We start from the raw sequence: 13,348 nt of genomic DNA on the forward strand, positions 1-13,348 counted from the left end.
GCTTTTCGCTACCCTATGCGACCTTTTTCGCTGCCCGGCCGCATGAACAGCAACGACGTCCGCGCCCGATTCCTGGCGTTTTTCGAGTCCAAGCAGCACACCCTCGTGCCCTCGGCCCCTCTGGTGCCGGGTAACGATCCGACGCTGCTGTTCACCAACGCCGGCATGGTGCCATTCAAGGACGTGTTCACTGGCCAGGACACGCGGCCGTACACGCGGGCGGCATCCAGCCAGAAATGCGTGCGCGCCGGCGGCAAACACAACGACCTCGAGAACGTCGGCTACACCGCACGGCATCACACCTTTTTCGAGATGCTGGGCAACTTCAGTTTCGGCGACTATTTCAAGGCCGATGCCATTCCCTGGGCCTGGGAGTTCATCACCTCCCGCGATTGGCTGGGCATCGACCCCTCGCGGTTGCTGGTCACCGTCTACCACACCGACGACGAGGCCTACGGGTTGTGGAAGGACACGGTTGGTGTGCCGGCCGAGCGGATCGTCCGTATCGGTGATAACAAGGGTGCGCCTTACGCGTCGGACAACTTCTGGACCATGGGCGAGACCGGTCCCTGCGGCCCCTGCACCGAGATCTTCTACGATCACGGCGACCACATCCCGGGTGGCCCGCCGGGCTCGCCGGACGAGGATGGCGACCGCTGGATCGAGATCTGGAACGTGGTGTTCATGCAGTTCGAGCGGCATGCCGACGGCCGCATGACGCCGCTGCCCGCGCCCAGCGTCGACACCGGCATGGGCCTGGAACGTATCTCGGCGCTGCTGCAAGGCACCCATGACAATTACCGCATCGACAGCTTCCGTCTGCTGATCGAGGCGATCGCCGCGCGTGCCGGACAGGCGCCGTATGCATCGGCCTCGCAGAAGGTGATTGCCGATCACATTCGTGCCACCAGCTTTCTGCTGCTCGACGGTGTGTTGCCGGGCAATGAGGGACGCGGTTACGTGCTGCGGCGGATCATGCGTCGCGCCATCCGTCACGGCTACAAGCTGGGGCTGAACGAGCCCTTCTTCCATGCGCTGGTGGCGCCGCTGGGCGAGGCGATGGGCGCGGGCTACCCGGAGCTGGTGGAGAAACGCGCCTGGTTGGAGCAGACCATCCGTGCCGAGGAAGATGCCTTCGCGACGACGCTCGACAAGGGCATGAAGTTGCTCGACGAGGCGATTGCCGGGCTTGCATCCGGCGTGATCCCGGGGGCGGTGGTGTTCAAGCTGTACGACACCTACGGCTTTCCCGTTGACCTGACCGCCGACATCGCCCGTGAGCGCGCGCTGACCCTGGATCTCGACGGCTACGAGCGCGAGATGGCGGCGCAGCGCGAGCGTGCGCGCGCGGCCAGCAGTTTCAAGGCAGGCGCCAGTCTGCGGTACGAGGGTGATGCCACCTGTTTCGTCGGCTATGAGTCGTTGCGCGCCGATGCCACCGTGGTGGCGCTGTTCCGGGACGGTGAACCGGTGCCGTCGCTGCAGGCCGGCGAGCAGGGCATCGTGGTGCTCGACCGCACGCCGTTCTATGCCGAGTCCGGCGGTCAGGTGGGCGATGCCGGCCGCATCGGTACCTTTGTGGTGGACGATACTCAGAAGATCAAGGGCAGCGTGTTCGGCCACAGCGGACGGCTGGCCGAGGGCGGGCTCGCGGTGGGGGATGCGGTGACCGCCGAGGTCACCGACAGCCTGCGCCGTGCCACCATGCGCAACCACTCCGCCACCCACCTGTTGCACCGCGCTTTGCGTGACGTGCTGGGCGAGCACGTGGCGCAAAAGGGCTCCCTGGTGGATGCCCAGCGCACCCGATTCGACTTCTCGCACCCGTCGGCGGTGACGGTGGAGGAGATCATCGAGATCGAAAACCGCGTCAACCGTGCGGTGCTCGCCAACGTTGAGGTGGGCGCGCGGGTCATGGGCTATGACGATGCCATTGCCAGTGGTGCCATGGCGCTGTTCGGCGAGAAGTACGGGGACGAGGTGCGGGTGTTGCAGATGGGCGACTTCAGCACCGAGTTGTGCGGGGGTACCCATGTTGGCCGCACGGGCGATATCGGTCTGTTCAAGATCGTCTCGGAGTCGGGTGTCGCGTCCGGCATTCGTCGGGTTGAAGCAATCACCGGTGAGAACGCACTGGCCCATCTGCGCGGGCTCGACGACACGCTCAGGGCGGCCGCAGATCGGCTGCGCAGTGGCCGCGAAGACCTGATCGAGAAGATTGAGGCGCAGCTGGAGCGCGCCAAGGCGCTGGAGAAAGAGCTCGCGGCCCTCAAGGGCAAGCTCGCGGGTGCCGCCAGCGGCGACCTGGTCAGCCAGGCGCGGATGGTCGGTGACGTGCGGGTGATCGCGGCCCGAGTCGACGGTGTTGCCGGCAACGACCTGCGGGACCTGCAGGACCAGCTCAAGAACAAGCTGGGCAGCGGCGTCGTGGTGTTGGGCGCGGCGGACGGTGACAAGGTGAGCCTGATCGCCGGCGTCACCCAGGATCTTACCCGCCGCATCAAGGCCGGTGATCTCATCAAGCATGTGGCGACCCAGGTTGGCGGCAAGGGCGGCGGACGCCCGGACATGGCGCAGGCCGGGGGGACCGATGTTGCGGCCCTGCCAGCAGCGCTGGAATCGGTTTATGCCTACGTGGAAGGCACACTCTAAATGGCATTGATTGTTCAGAAGTACGGTGGCACCTCGATGGGATCGGTGGAACGCATCGAGCACGTTGCCACCAAGGTGGCCGGCTTCGTTCAGCGCGGCGATCAGGTGGTGGTGGTGGTGTCGGCGATGAGCGGCGAAACCGATCGTCTGCTGACCCTGGCGCGCTCGGTGAATCCCCGTGGCAGTCAGCGCGAGTTCGACCAGATCGCCGCTACCGGGGAGCAGGTCACCATCGGTCTGCTGGCGCTGGCGCTTGGCAAGCTGGGGATACAGGCACGGTCCTACACCGGCTGGCAAGTGCCGATCCGTACTGATGGTGCCCACATGAAGGCCCGGATCCAGGGGATCGATCCCGACCGCCTGCGTGCCGATTGCCAGGCCGGTGTCGTGCCAGTGGTCGCCGGGTTCCAGGGCATTACCGATGCCGGTGCCGTCGCCACCTTGGGGCGCGGCGGCTCCGACACCACCGGGGTCGCCCTGGCGGCCGCGCTGGCGGCCGACGAATGCCAGATCTATACCGATGTCGACGGTGTCTACACCACCGATCCGCGGGTCGAGCCCAAGGCGCGCCGGCTCGACCGCATCACCTTTGAGGAAATGCTGGAAATGGCCAGCCTCGGCTCCAAGGTGCTGCAGATCCGGGCCGTCGAGTTCGCCGGCAAATACAAGGTGCCACTGCGGGTGCTGTCCACGTTCAAGGATGGCCCGGGCACGCTGATCACGTTAGAGGATTCAAAAGTGGAAGACCCCCTGATCTCCGGCATTGCCTTCAACCGCGACGAGGCCCAGCTCACCGTCAATGGCGTGCCGGACCGGCCCGGGATCGCGGCTGCCCTGCTGGGCCCGGTCGGGGACGCCAACATCGAAGTCGACATGATCGTGCAGAACGTTGCCGCCGACGGCAGCACCGACTTCACCTTTACCGTCCACAAGAACGACTTTGATCGGGCCACCGAGGTGATGCGCACGGTCAGCGCCGAGTTGGGCGCCAAGGGTGTCGGCGGGGCCACCGACATCGCCAAGGTGTCGGTGGTGGGGGTCGGCATGCGCAGTCATGCCGGCATTGCCAGTCAGATGTTCAAGGCGCTGGCGACTGCCGGGATCAACATCCGCATGATTTCCACCTCGGAGATCAAGATTTCGGTGGTCATCGACGAGATGTACCTCGAGTTGGCCGTGCGCACCTTGCACAAGGCCTTCGGTCTGGAGCAGCCGACCGCCGCCTGAGCGCCCGTTGCACGGTGCGTGTCTACAGGCTGCGGGTCCAGAAGGTGAGTTGCTTGTCGTCCTCTGTGTCGGCGCCGATGTCGCGCCAGCGGTAGCGACATTGCAATCCGGGTTGACGCTGGTAGCCACGCCCCTGCCAGAGTCGGTCGTTGCCGCGATAGGCGGCGGGCTTCAGGGGGTGATTGTCGTGTCGCTCCACTGCGCAGAAGGTGCTGTGGGTCAGACCCAGTGCCCGGGCATGTGCCTCCCGCAGCTCAAAAAAGGCGCGCCCGATGCCCTGTCCGCGGGCTGTCGGAAGCAGCACCGATTCGCCGCAGTAGAACCAGGGCGCCAAGTCGATGCCGCTGGCATGAAACGGCGCCTGCATCTCCGGCGCAGCGTCGGTCAGGGGCAGGCCCGTGGTGGCGCCGACCGGACGTCCCTCACACTCCACCAGCCCGACGATCGCGCGCGGGCAGTCGCGATAGCGGGCAAGGTAGTCGCGCTCGTACCCCAGATCGCCTTCATAGAGATAGGGCCAGTCCCGGAACACGGTGATGCGCAATGCCGCCACCGCGTCGAGCCAGGGCGTCAGGGCGGCGCCGGTCAGGCGGTGCAGGTGGTAGGGGGCTGGCAGCCGGGACAGGGGTGCGGTCATAAGTCAGAATATTTGAATGAAGATGTCAAAACAGTTCGCTTGTTTGAATGACTGAGCCCCCGTACGCTGCAGCAGGTGTTCCCGGAATCCGTTCATGAATACCCCGACCCCGCGCTACACCATGATCGCGATAACCCTGCATTGGGGTATCGCCCTGTTGATCTTCGGTGGCTTCGGTCTCGGTCAATACATGACCGAGCTCGCATTTTCGCCGACCAAGCTGAAATTGTTCAGCTGGCACAAATGGGTGGGGGTCACGGTCTTTGCGCTGGTGATGTTGCGGGTGCTGTGGCGGCTGTCGCACGTACCACCCGCGCTGCCGCCGGAAACCCCGGTCTGGCAGCGTCGAGTGGCCGGGGCGACCCACGGATTGCTGTACGGGCTGATGGTGTTGATTCCGCTCAGCGGATGGTTGTACTCGTCGGCGTCCGGGTTTCAGACCGTGTACTTTGGGGTGTTGCCGCTGCCGGACCTGCTGGCCCGTGACGAGCACCTGGCAGGATGGCTGAAGTGGGCACATGTGTCGCTGAACAATCTGTTGGCCGGCTTGGTGATACTGCACGTGGGTGCAGCGCTGAAGCATCAGTTTGTTGATCGTGATGGCCTGCTGTGGCGCATGCTGCCGGGTCGTTCCACTACCGGAGAATGAGATGGTTTCGCCTTTTTCCTTTCACCGCGCCCGCTGGGGCGCTGCGCTGGGTGTGCTGCTGACGGCGCTGTCGCTCCAGGCCAGCACCACCGCGGTGGTGTCGGGTCGCAGTGAAGTGGTGGCGACCTTCAAGCAGATGGGGGTGTCGGTGGAAGGCCGCTTTCAGCGGTTCGAGGGCGACATCCGGTTCGACCCGGCCGCCCCCGAAGCGGCCTCGGCGATGCTGGTGATCGACACCGCCAGCTTCGATCTCGGCCTGCCCGACTACAACGCAGAAGTACGCAAGCCCGAATGGTTCGACAGTGCTGCGCATCCGCAGGCCCGTTTCAGCGCTGACGGACTGAAGCCGCTCGGCGATCAGCGCTTCCGTGCGGACGGGACGCTGACGCTGAAGGGCAAAACGACCCCGCTCTCGGCCGACCTGACGGTGACCGAGGGCGACGGTTATCGACGGTTCGAGGGCGAAGTGACGATCGACCGCACCCATTACGGGATTGGTGACGACGCCTGGGACGGCGTTGTCGATGACGCCGTCCGGGTGCATTTCCGGATCGCCCAAGCGTTTGACTGAGCCGGCACCCATCCTCAATTCCCCGCTTCCCCCCGATAACCGGAGTCCATGATGAAAACCCTTTTCTCGATCGTGCCCGCTGCCGCCCTGCTGAGCCTCAGTGGTGTTGCCCTGGCCGCCCCCGTGAACTACACCATCGAGCCGTCGCACACCTATCCCAGCTTCGAAGCGCCGCACATGGGCATCTCGTGGTGGCGGGGCAAGTTCAACACCACCAGCGGCACCGTGGTGCTCGACCGGGAGGCCCGCACCGGCGAGGTGAACATCACGATTGATGCCGCCAGTGTGGATTTCGGTCACGACAAGATGAACGAGCATGCGCGCGATGCCGACTTCTTCAATGTCGCCAAGTACCCCACCATCAGCTATCGCGGCACCATCGAGTTCGATGATGGTGAGCCGGACGAGGTCAAGGGCGAACTGACGCTGCTCGGCGAGACCCGGCCCGTGGTCCTGGAATTCGAAAGCTTCAAGTGCATCGAGCACCCGTTCTTCAAAAAGGAAGTCTGTGGGGCCGATCTCGAGGCCGAGTTCAATCGCGCCGATTTCGGCATGAGCAAGTACGCCGAGGGGGCCGCCGGTGAGGTGAAACTGGCGATCCAGGTCGAGGCCTTGCGCAACGATTGAGGTGAATTTACCCCGGCGGGTGCGCGCGTGGATTCGCCCGCGCGCGCACCGCTGTGCCACTATCGGGGGATGACCGCTCCGGCCCTGCATGCTCCCCGAGTGAACCGACGCTTCACCCGGCACATTGATGCGGGCGAGGTGCTCTTTGATGTCGGCGAGCGGGGCCACGAGGCATTCATCGTCGCTGCGGGCGCCGTGGAGATCGTCGGCACGGTCGGCGGCGAGCGGCGCCGGTTGGCGCGACTGGGTCCCAATGAGCTGTTCGGCGAAATGGCCCTGATGGGGGACCAGACACGAACTGCGCAGGCCATCGCCTGCGAGCCAACAACCGTCTACGTCATCCCCCATGACACCTTCTCGGGCTGTCTCCACCGCGCCGATCCCCTGCTGCGTCACCTGCTGCGGCTGACCATTCTCCGCGCCCGTGCGGCCCTGCGCGACGATCTTGCGTCCCAGTTGACCCCGCCCGATTACGAGACCCTGCAGGACGATCACCTCGATGCCGAGCGCGAGGTGGTGCTGCAGCGTCTGTTGATCGAGCAGGATCTGGCGGAAGCGCTTGATCGCGACGAATTCTCCCTGCATTACCAGCCGATCCTGCGCTTGGCCGATGGCGACGTCACGGGTTTCGAGGCGCTGCTGCGTTGGCGGCATCCCGCCCATGGCGCCGTGTCGCCCGCGGTATTCGTGCCGGTGGCCGAGGCCAGTGGTCAGATCGTGCCGATGGGGCACTGGATTATTGACACCGCCGTGGCTGCCGCCGCCCGGATTGCGGCGCGGCCGGGGCCAACGCTGACGGTGGCGCTCAACCTGTCGATCCGGCAGTTCGATGACCCGCAGCTGTTTCCCACGATCGAGGCTGCCCTGGCCCGGCACCAGCTGGCGCCGGACCGCCTGAAGCTGGAGATCACCGAATCGTTGGTGATGAGCAACTTCGATGCCAGCCGTGACCTTCTGCGGCGCTGCAAGGATCGCGGGATCGGCTTGTCGGTTGATGATTTCGGGACCGGGTATTCGTCCCTTTCCTACCTTCACCAGCTTCCGGTCGACACGCTCAAGCTCGACCGCTCGTTCCTCAGTGACGTGCTGACCAACCCGGCGTCGCTGAAGATCGTCCGGGCAGTGGCGCGGCTGGCCGCAGATCTCGGGATGCAGACCGTGGCGGAGGGGGTGGAGACCACCGAGCAGGCGGAAGCCTTGAAGGCCATCGGTATCGACTGCGCCCAGGGTTTTCTCTACTCCCGGCCGGCGCCCCTTGATCAGGTGCTTGAAAGTCTGCAAAGCGCTTGAGTGTCGGCCGTGCCACGGGTATCATCCGCGGTCTTGTGCGCCCAGGGGGCGTGCGAGTGCCCCTTCGGTGTCGCGCCACAGCCGCCATCCAAGGGCCTGATTTGACTCGGAGGAACTGAATATCGCTCAAGAACGTGATGACCGGCGCAACGGAGAAATCACCGCGCCGCGTGTACGGGTAATCGCAGACGATGGAGAACAGGTGGGCATCATGCTCACCCGGGATGCCATCGCCAAGGCAGAAGCGGATGGTCTCGACCTGGTCGAAGTCTCCCCCAATGCCGAGCCGCCCGTCTGCAAGATCATGGATTACGGCAAGTACCTTTATCAGAAGGACAAGGCCGCGCATGCTGCGAAGAAAAAGCAGAAGATCATCCAGATCAAGGAAATCAAGTTCCGTCCCACCACCGACATCGGCGACTATCAGAACAAGATGCGCCAGATGCGCGGTTTTCTGGAAGAGGGCGACAAGGTCAAGGTCACCATCCGCTTCCGCGGCCGCGAAATGGCGCATCAGGAGCTGGGTCTGCAGTTGATGGAGCGCGTTCGAAACGAGCTGGAGGAACTGGCTGCGGTTGAGCAGTTTCCGAAGATGGAAGGTCGTCAGGCGGTCATGATGATCGCGCCGCGCAAGCGCTGAGCGGCACAACGGATTTTTGCGGTAGCCGCCCAACAGGGCGGGACAAGGAAGCCCTTCCGAACGTTTCGGAAGGCCCGGTCAGCTCCCACCAGGGCGGGATGTGAAGCCGGTCACATGCGGTCAAGGAGTCCAAGATGCCCAAGATCAAAACGATCAAGAGTGCTGCGAAGCGCTTTGCCAAGACCGGCAAAGGCGGCTTCAAGCGCGGTCATTCCCACAAGCGCCACATCCTGACGAAGAAGTCTGCCAAGCGCATCCGCCAGCTGCGGGGGCCGACCCAGGTCGCCGCGGTGGATGTTCGGGAAGTCCGTCAGATGTTGCCGTACGCATAAGGGGAGGATCGACACATGGCACGAGTCAAACGTGGTGTAACGGCGCGCGCGCGTCACAAGAAGGTCCTCAACAAGGCGAAGGGCTACTATGGCGCCCGCTCACGCGTGTTCCGGGTTGCCAAGCAGGCGGTCATCAAGGCCGGGCAGTACGCTTATCGTGACCGGCGCGTCAAGAAGCGCGAATTCCGGGCGCTGTGGATCGTTCGCATCGGCGCGGCCAGCGTCGAGAACGGCCTGTCCTACAGCCGATTTATCAACGGGCTGTCGAAGGCCGGGATCGGCCTGGACCGCAAGGTGCTGGCTGACCTCGCCATCCATGACAAGCCCGCGTTCGCACAGCTGGTCGAGAAGGCCAAGGTGGCGCTCGCCTGAAGTCGTATTCGCGCCCGTCATACGGGACGTTACACAGGGGAGCGGCGTCGAGCGCCGTTCCCCTTTTTTATTGCCATCAATCCGAATATGAGCGAATCACTGGATACTCTGCAGGAAGAAGCGCGTGCCGCCATTGCCGCCGCCGCAGATCTGCGCGCACTGGAGGCGCTGCGCGTCGAATGGCTGGGCAAAAAGGGGCGCATTACCGAACGTCTCAAGCAGCTGTCTGAACTGACCGGTTACGAGCGGAAGGCGTTCGGCGAGAAGATCAATCGCGTCAAGCAGGCCGTCTCGGAAGCGCTTTCGGCCCGACAGCAGACCCTGGAAGCCGCCGCCCTTGAAGCCCAGTTGGCGGCTGAGGCCATCGACGTCTCGCTGCCGGGGCGGGGGCCTCTGGCCGGCGGGCGGCATCCGCTGACGCGGACACTGGAGCGGATCGAGCGTCTGTTCAACGACCTCGGGTTCGAGACGGTTGACGGCCCCGAGATCGAGGACGATTTCCACAATTTCACCGCGCTCAACATTCCCGCGCTGCATCCCGCCCGGGCCATGCACGACACCTTCTACGTCGACGCCGGGCAGGGGGTGCTGCGCACCCATACCAGCCCGGTGCAGATCCGTACGCTGGAAGCGTTGGTGTCGCGTGGTGCTACGCCGCCGGTGCGGGTGATTGCTCCAGGGCGGGTGTTTCGTTGCGATTCCGATCGCACCCACAGCCCCATGTTTCATCAGGTGGAAGGGCTGTACGTGGCGGAGAATGTCTCTTTTGCCGACCTGCAGCACGAGCTCAACACGTTCCTCGCACGCTTCTTCGAGCGCGAAGTGACGGTGCGCTTCCGCCCCAGCTATTTTCCTTTTACCGAGCCGTCTGCCGAGGTGGATCTGCTCGACGAGCGTGGTCGCTGGCTGGAGGTTCTCGGCTGTGGGATGGTGCATCCGAAAGTATTCGAGGCGGTGGGACTCGATCCCGAGCGCTATACCGGCTTCGCGTTCGGCTTGGGCGTGGAGCGGTTCGCCATGCTCCGCTACGGGGTGGATGATCTCCGCCAGTTCTTCAACAACGACCTGCGCTTCCTCGAGCAGTTCCGCTGAGTCGAAACCGGGCGAATCCAGAACATGAAACTGAGTTACAACTGGCTGCGTGAGTGGGTCCCTGTCGGCGATAGTGCCGATGCCTTGGCGACCCGCCTGACCCTCTCCGGGCTTGAAGCAGAGGCGGTGCCGTTGACCGGCGCCCTGCCAGAGGGCGTCGTTGTCGGCCACATCGTCGCGGTGGCGCCACATCCCCAGGCAGACCGTCTGCAGGTCTGTTCGGTGGACGTCGGCGCAGCGGCACCACTGAGCATTGTTTGCGGTGCTGCCAATGCCCGTGAGGGGCTCCATGTGCCTTGCGCCACCGTCGGCGCGCGCCTGCCGGGCGGTCAGACGATAACGCAGGCCAAGCTCCGTGGTGTCGACAGCTTCGGCATGCTCTGCTCAGCGCAGGAGCTGGGGCTTGCAGAGAAGGCGGACGGTCTGCTGGAACTTGATGGCGACAGCCGACCCGGCACGCCGATCGAGCAATACTTGTCATTCGATGATCAGATTCTCAATCTGGAACTGACACCGAATCGCGGCGACTGCCTGTCGATCATGGGGCTGGCGCGCGAGGTGGCCGCCATCCAGGGGGTGCAGATGCGCCGTCCGAATCTGCCGGCCGCAGTGGTGGTCGGCGACCGGCAGGCGCGCATCGATATCGCCCAGCCCGAAGGCTGCCCGCACTATGCAGGCCGGCTGATCACCCGCCTGCGGCCCGGCGTACGAACCCCGGACTGGATGCGGGAGCGGCTTCGCCGCAGTGGTATTCGCACCATCCATCCTGTGGTCGATGTCACCAATTACGTCATGATCGAGCTGGGCCAGCCGATGCATGCATTCGACCTTGCCAAGCTTGAAGGCGGCATTCAGGTGCGGGCAGCGCGGCAAGGGGAATCGCTGACCCTGCTGAACGAGCAGGTCGTCACGCTGGACCATGGCGAGTTGGTGATTGCCGATGAGCGCCGGGCGCTGGCCCTGGCTGGTGTCATGGGCGGCGTCGATTCCGCGGTGGGTGAGGACACCACCGCCGTCTTTCTGGAGTCGGCCTGTTTCGCGCCGGCTGCGGTCGCCGGCACCGGGCGGCGCCACAAGTTGCACTCGGATTCGCTTTACCGCTTCGAGCGGGGGGTGGACCCGGGCCTGCAGCGGGCCGCGCTCGACCGGGCGAGCCAGCTGATCGTGCAGCTGTGCGGTGGCGACGTGCATCCAGTCACCCAGAGCGGACGGCTGCAGCCGGAAACGGTCACCGTGCGGTTGCGCGCGGCGCGGGTCGAGCGGCTGCTGGGCGTTGCCATTGCGTCCAAGGACATCGAAGCCTTGCTCGGTCGGCTGGGGATGACCCTGCGTCACGACGTTGGCGGCACTTGGCAGGTGCGTGTCCCGAGTTACCGCACCGATGTCCGCGAGGAAGTGGATCTCATCGAGGAAGTCGCACGACTGCATGGCTACCAGGCGATTCCGGCGCGGCCCTATGCCGCGGCGTTGGCGGTCGGCGCTGCGCCCGAGCGACGGCAGCCGCTCGCGAGCCTGCGTGACCGTATGGTGGGGCGCGGCTGGCAAGAGGCGGTGACCCTCGCCTTTGTCGACCCGGCGGTGCAGGACGTCCTGCTGCCGGAAGGCGAGGCCGTGCGTCTCGACAATCCCCTCGCCGAGACCCTGGGTGCGCTGCGGCGGACGCTGTGGGCTGGCCTGCTGCCGGCCTGGCTGCACAACGAACAGCGTCAGCAGCGACGGGTTCGCCTGTTCGAAATGGCGGTCTGTTTCGAGCGGGTCGACGGCGTGATCGCCGAGCAGACGCGGATCGGCGGGCTGGCCACCGGGCCGGTGGTGCCGGAGCACTGGGATGGCGCGGCACGGCCCACCGACTTCTATGATCTTCGCGCCGATGTCGAGATGCTGCTGGGCGCCAATCTGACGCGCTGCCGTTTCGAAGCGGCCGCGCATCCGGCGTTGCACCCGGGCCAGAGCGCACGGATTGTGCTGGACGGGGTCGAGATCGGCTGGCTGGGGCGCCTTCACCCGCGGGTCGTGCAGGCACTGGACCTGCCGGAGGCCCCGCTCCTGTTCGAACTGGTGCTGGCGGCAGTCCGCGACATCCCGGTACCGCGTGCCGCCCCCTTGTCGGAGTTTCCCTCCAGCCGTCGCGACCTCGCGGTCGAAGTGCCCGAGGCCCTGCCCGCGGACGCCCTGCTGGCGCGTGCACGGGCGGTCGGTGGTGCGCACCTGGTGCAGGCCCGTGTCTTCGACGTCTACCGCGGCAAAGGCTTGAGCGATGGATGCAAAAGCGTCGCGATTGGCTTGATTTTCAACGATAATTCGCGCACGCTACAGGCAGAAGACATCGACCGCGCCGCGCACGCCATCCTGGAGGATTGGCGCCAGCGGTTTGGTGCGGTGGTTCGGGGGTAGTCAGCCGAGGGGATACGGTGGCGTTGACAAAGGCGGAGCTCGCAGACGCGCTGTTCGACGATCTGGGCCTCAACAAGCGCGAGGCCAAGGAGTTCGTCGATCTCTTTTTCGAGGAGATCCGGACGCGGCTGGAGGAAGGCGAAGAGGTCAAGCTGTCTGGCTTCGGCAATTTCGAGCTGCGCGAGAAAAACCGCCGCCCCGGCCGCAATCCGAAAACCGGGGAGGAAATCCCCATTTCAGCTCGTCGGGTGGTGACGTTCCGCCCCGGACAGAAGCTGCGCCTGCGAGTGGAAGCTGATGCGCGCGGTTGACCTCAAGACCGAGGAACTGCCGGAGATTCCGGCCAAACGCTACTTTGCCATTGGCGAAGTGGCCGAGCTCTGCGAGGTCAAACCGCATGTGCTGCGCTATTGGGAGCAGGAATTCCCGCAGCTGAAGCCGATCAAACGACGGGGCAACCGGCGCTACTATCAGCAGGAGGACGTGCTGATGGTGCGCAAGATCCGCAGCCTGTTGTACGAGCAGGGCTTCACCATTACCGGTGCGCGGCAACAGCTGCGCGATGCGCAGCGAGCCGATGACACGGGTGGGGTCTCGCCGGCCGTGCAGGGCACCCATCAGCGCGCCAGCGAGATCCAGCATCTTCGCGATGAGCTTGAGTCCTTGCTCAAGCTGCTTCCGGGCGACTGAGCGCCGGCGGAATCGCTTTTCATCAGGAGGCGCATTGGATACACTGCGCGCCCCTCGCATCCACGGATGCAGCGGTTGTCGGTCGGGGCGTAGCGCAGCTTGGTAGCGCACCTGCCTGGGGGGCAGGGGGTCGTAGGTTCGAATCCTATCGCCCCGACCATTTTCAACCACTTAG

Annotated in this window: 14 protein-coding genes and 1 tRNA gene; 14 read left to right on the forward strand and 1 reads right to left on the reverse strand. The window is 64.9% G+C overall.

Annotated features, from left to right (window positions below; all coding sequences use genetic code 11):
- The first annotated feature begins 42 nt into the window (after nucleotides 1-42).
- Nucleotides 43-2,652, forward strand: coding sequence for an alanine--tRNA ligase (gene alaS / locus JN531_RS09920; RefSeq protein WP_228348715.1), 2,610 nt, complete (start codon nucleotides 43-45; stop codon nucleotides 2,650-2,652).
- Nucleotides 2,653-3,879 (forward strand): aspartate kinase, encoded by a 1,227-nt coding sequence (locus JN531_RS09925; RefSeq protein ID WP_228348716.1) that lies wholly within the window; start codon nucleotides 2,653-2,655, stop codon nucleotides 3,877-3,879.
- Between the two features lie 22 nt (nucleotides 3,880-3,901).
- Here the strand turns inward: JN531_RS09925 and JN531_RS09930 are convergent, their stop codons facing one another.
- Entirely contained in the window at nucleotides 3,902-4,516 is a 615-nt protein-coding gene (locus JN531_RS09930) for a GNAT family N-acetyltransferase (RefSeq protein WP_228348717.1), read from the reverse strand.
- Nucleotides 4,517-4,610: 94 nt separating this feature from the next.
- On the opposite strand from JN531_RS09930, the gene JN531_RS09935 reads away from it, so the two are divergent.
- The 12 genes from JN531_RS09935 to JN531_RS09990 all read left to right on the forward strand — a co-directional run bounded on the left by JN531_RS09935 (nucleotide 4,611) and on the right by JN531_RS09990 (nucleotide 13,333).
- Nucleotides 4,611-5,165, forward strand: a complete 555-nt coding sequence (locus JN531_RS09935; RefSeq protein ID WP_228348718.1) for a cytochrome b — start codon at nucleotides 4,611-4,613, stop codon at nucleotides 5,163-5,165.
- A gap of 1 nt (nucleotide 5,166) precedes the next feature.
- On the forward strand, nucleotides 5,167-5,736 hold the full coding sequence (locus tag JN531_RS09940; protein WP_228348719.1) for a YceI family protein: 570 nt from the start codon (nucleotides 5,167-5,169) through the stop codon (nucleotides 5,734-5,736).
- Between the two features lie 51 nt (nucleotides 5,737-5,787).
- Nucleotides 5,788-6,363, forward strand: coding sequence for a YceI family protein (locus tag JN531_RS09945; RefSeq protein WP_228348720.1), 576 nt, complete (start codon nucleotides 5,788-5,790; stop codon nucleotides 6,361-6,363).
- Nucleotides 6,364-6,462: 99 nt separating this feature from the next.
- Complete coding sequence (locus JN531_RS09950; protein ID WP_228348721.1) at nucleotides 6,463-7,653, forward strand: EAL domain-containing protein; 1,191 nt, start codon at nucleotides 6,463-6,465, stop codon at nucleotides 7,651-7,653.
- A gap of 115 nt (nucleotides 7,654-7,768) precedes the next feature.
- Nucleotides 7,769-8,293, forward strand: a complete 525-nt coding sequence (gene infC / locus JN531_RS09955) for a translation initiation factor IF-3 (protein WP_228349985.1) — start codon at nucleotides 7,769-7,771, stop codon at nucleotides 8,291-8,293.
- A gap of 134 nt (nucleotides 8,294-8,427) precedes the next feature.
- On the forward strand, nucleotides 8,428-8,625 hold the full coding sequence (gene rpmI / locus JN531_RS09960; RefSeq protein WP_228348722.1) for a 50S ribosomal protein L35: 198 nt from the start codon (nucleotides 8,428-8,430) through the stop codon (nucleotides 8,623-8,625).
- Nucleotides 8,626-8,640: 15 nt separating this feature from the next.
- Complete coding sequence (gene rplT, locus JN531_RS09965) at nucleotides 8,641-8,997, forward strand: 50S ribosomal protein L20 (protein ID WP_228348723.1); 357 nt, start codon at nucleotides 8,641-8,643, stop codon at nucleotides 8,995-8,997.
- Nucleotides 8,998-9,084: 87 nt separating this feature from the next.
- Nucleotides 9,085-10,089: a phenylalanine--tRNA ligase subunit alpha gene (gene pheS / locus JN531_RS09970; RefSeq protein ID WP_228348724.1), complete on the forward strand. Its 1,005-nt coding sequence runs from the start codon at nucleotides 9,085-9,087 to the stop codon at nucleotides 10,087-10,089.
- A 24-nt stretch (nucleotides 10,090-10,113) separates the two neighbouring features.
- Entirely contained in the window at nucleotides 10,114-12,483 is a 2,370-nt protein-coding gene (gene pheT, locus JN531_RS09975) for a phenylalanine--tRNA ligase subunit beta (RefSeq protein ID WP_228348725.1), read from the forward strand.
- Between the two features lie 17 nt (nucleotides 12,484-12,500).
- Complete coding sequence (locus tag JN531_RS09980) at nucleotides 12,501-12,794, forward strand: integration host factor subunit alpha (RefSeq protein WP_228348726.1); 294 nt, start codon at nucleotides 12,501-12,503, stop codon at nucleotides 12,792-12,794.
- On the forward strand, nucleotides 12,781-13,173 hold the full coding sequence (locus tag JN531_RS09985) for a MerR family transcriptional regulator (RefSeq protein WP_366522373.1): 393 nt from the start codon (nucleotides 12,781-12,783) through the stop codon (nucleotides 13,171-13,173). The genes JN531_RS09980 and JN531_RS09985 overlap by 14 nt, the downstream gene beginning before the upstream one ends.
- Nucleotides 13,174-13,256: 83 nt before the next feature.
- Nucleotides 13,257-13,333: transfer RNA gene (locus JN531_RS09990), tRNA-Pro, on the forward strand.
- The last annotated feature ends 15 nt before the right edge of the window (nucleotides 13,334-13,348 follow it).

This window comes from Flagellatimonas centrodinii, assembly GCF_016918765.2.
Taxonomy (GTDB): Bacteria; Pseudomonadota; Gammaproteobacteria; order Nevskiales; family Nevskiaceae; genus Polycyclovorans; species Polycyclovorans centrodinii.

Excerpts from the sequence above, each read along its gene's own strand:
- alaS (WP_228348715.1), top strand. The coding sequence starts at position 43 with ATGAACAGCAACGACGTCCGCGCCCGATTCCTGGCGTTTTTCGAGTCC.
- JN531_RS09925 (WP_228348716.1), top strand. The coding sequence starts at position 2,653 with ATGGCATTGATTGTTCAGAAGTACGGTGGCACCTCGATGGGATCGGTG.
- JN531_RS09930 (WP_228348717.1), bottom strand. The coding sequence starts at position 4,516 with ATGACCGCACCCCTGTCCCGGCTGCCAGCCCCCTACCACCTGCACCGC.
- JN531_RS09935 (WP_228348718.1), top strand. The coding sequence starts at position 4,611 with ATGAATACCCCGACCCCGCGCTACACCATGATCGCGATAACCCTGCAT.
- JN531_RS09940 (WP_228348719.1), top strand. The coding sequence starts at position 5,167 with ATGGTTTCGCCTTTTTCCTTTCACCGCGCCCGCTGGGGCGCTGCGCTG.
- JN531_RS09945 (WP_228348720.1), top strand. The coding sequence starts at position 5,788 with ATGAAAACCCTTTTCTCGATCGTGCCCGCTGCCGCCCTGCTGAGCCTC.
- rpmI (WP_228348722.1), top strand. The coding sequence starts at position 8,428 with ATGCCCAAGATCAAAACGATCAAGAGTGCTGCGAAGCGCTTTGCCAAG.
- rplT (WP_228348723.1), top strand. The coding sequence starts at position 8,641 with ATGGCACGAGTCAAACGTGGTGTAACGGCGCGCGCGCGTCACAAGAAG.
- pheS (WP_228348724.1), top strand. The coding sequence starts at position 9,085 with ATGAGCGAATCACTGGATACTCTGCAGGAAGAAGCGCGTGCCGCCATT.
- pheT (WP_228348725.1), top strand. The coding sequence starts at position 10,114 with ATGAAACTGAGTTACAACTGGCTGCGTGAGTGGGTCCCTGTCGGCGAT.
- JN531_RS09985 (WP_366522373.1), top strand. The coding sequence starts at position 12,781 with ATGCGCGCGGTTGACCTCAAGACCGAGGAACTGCCGGAGATTCCGGCC.